This is a genomic window from Cryobacterium sp. MLB-32 (assembly GCF_000738085.1).
In the GTDB taxonomy this organism is placed as follows: Bacteria; Actinomycetota; Actinomycetes; order Actinomycetales; family Microbacteriaceae; genus Cryobacterium.
On the sequence record NZ_JPRS01000286.1, the window covers coordinates 1 to 1,539 of the forward strand.

General features: G+C 61.7%; 1 pseudogene. It reads right to left on the reverse strand.

Annotated features, from left to right (window positions below):
• Positions 1 to 1,461 (reverse strand): annotated as a pseudogene (locus JF66_RS21915) (hypothetical protein); the annotation flags it as partial.
• Positions 1,462 to 1,539: the final 78 nt, after the last annotated feature.

The following is a 1,539-nucleotide window of genomic DNA, read 5'->3' on the forward strand; positions in this document are numbered from 1 at the left end:
ACCGGTGTTGATCCCATACACGCACACCTGATGTGACCCCGGAGCCGCCGTCACCGTCTCAGCAAAGCCATGGTTGTTGCCGTACCCAGGGTACGCACCACCAACATCCGTACGCACCTTGTTGGCCTGATAGGCCACCCCGACGCCATCAATCTCAATTCGAACCGCGATCGGGTTAACGGTGTCGGGATCAAGAGCCCAACCGCCGACGGTGATTCCACCAGTCACCGCAGCGGCCGCTTCCAGCACCCCGACCGGCGTGCGCCCTTGCTCCGCGATGATGAGCGGAACCGTGATGGACGAACACCCGAATTCTGTGTTCGCGCCGCCGCCTGTGTTGACGCCAGAGATACAGACGTTGTGGATTCCGGGCGCAGCGGCGACCTTCTCCGAGAACCCGTGGTTGTCGCCGTATCCCGAGTAGGCCGCACCCACGTCCGTGCGGAGTTTGTCGGCCACGTAGGCCGCTCCTACTCCGTCAACCTCGACGCGGACGCTCATCGGCGCGATGGTGTCAGGATCAATGGCCCAACCACTCACGGCTATGCCACCCTCGACCCCGGTCTTGGACTCGACGCCCCCGAACGGGGAACCTCCCTGCGCGACGACATCCGTACAGCCGAAGAGAGTGTTCGTACCGCCCAAGATATTGATGCCATAGACACACACCGAGTGCGTGCCCGAGAACGAGACCGGCACGGTCACGTTGAAACCGTGGGCGTCCCCGGCGAAGGGGAACGCAGCGCCAATGTCGGTCCGAGCGAGACTCGCGTTCGTGCTTGTCCCGACACCATCAACGTAGACGTGAACGTCAATGGACGTCCTGGCATCCGGGTCCAGAGCCCAGCCCGCGACTGTCACGCCGCCGACCGCTCCGCGCACGGACTCGACGTTTCCGATTGGGCTGCCACCTGACGTGGGCGAGCCAAACCAGTCGTTGTAGTATCTCCAGAAATTGCGGTTGCCGTAGGAGGAGCAGGCATCACCGGTGCCGCCGAGATTAGCCAGAGCCGCAGCGTTGGGCTGATAAGGCGTGTAGTAGTACAGAGCCGCCGTCGCCCGGTTCTGAATCACGACGCTGGAGGAACCACACGCGGCATTCGGGTGGAATCGTACGGCGTTTGCCTGGCCGACCTTTATCGACGTGTGTGACCCCTGTGGGTTGCCGTACCACGTGAGCTGACGAGCCCCCGTGTAAACCTGGTTAAAGAAACCGTAGAACGCGGAGTCACACGGCGCCGTATCAGGACAGCCCTGCCCGAGGGCCTTGCGGAGGATGCTCTCTGAAGGAGATCTGCTTGTCACCAGTCCCTGCTCTTTTTGCAGGGTGACCAGCAAGACCTTCGCGCTGAGAGAACAGGCCTGCTGCACCTTGTAGATGATGCGCGCTGCGGATTCGTTCGCCTCGCCCTGGTACGTGGCACAGGTTCCGAAGGCCAGCGTCGTCGTGGGAGTGTCCACGTGCAAAACGTTCAGGCACAAGGAATTCTGGCAGGTGCCGATCTTGGCATCGAGAAAATTTTGAATCTGATCTTGGGA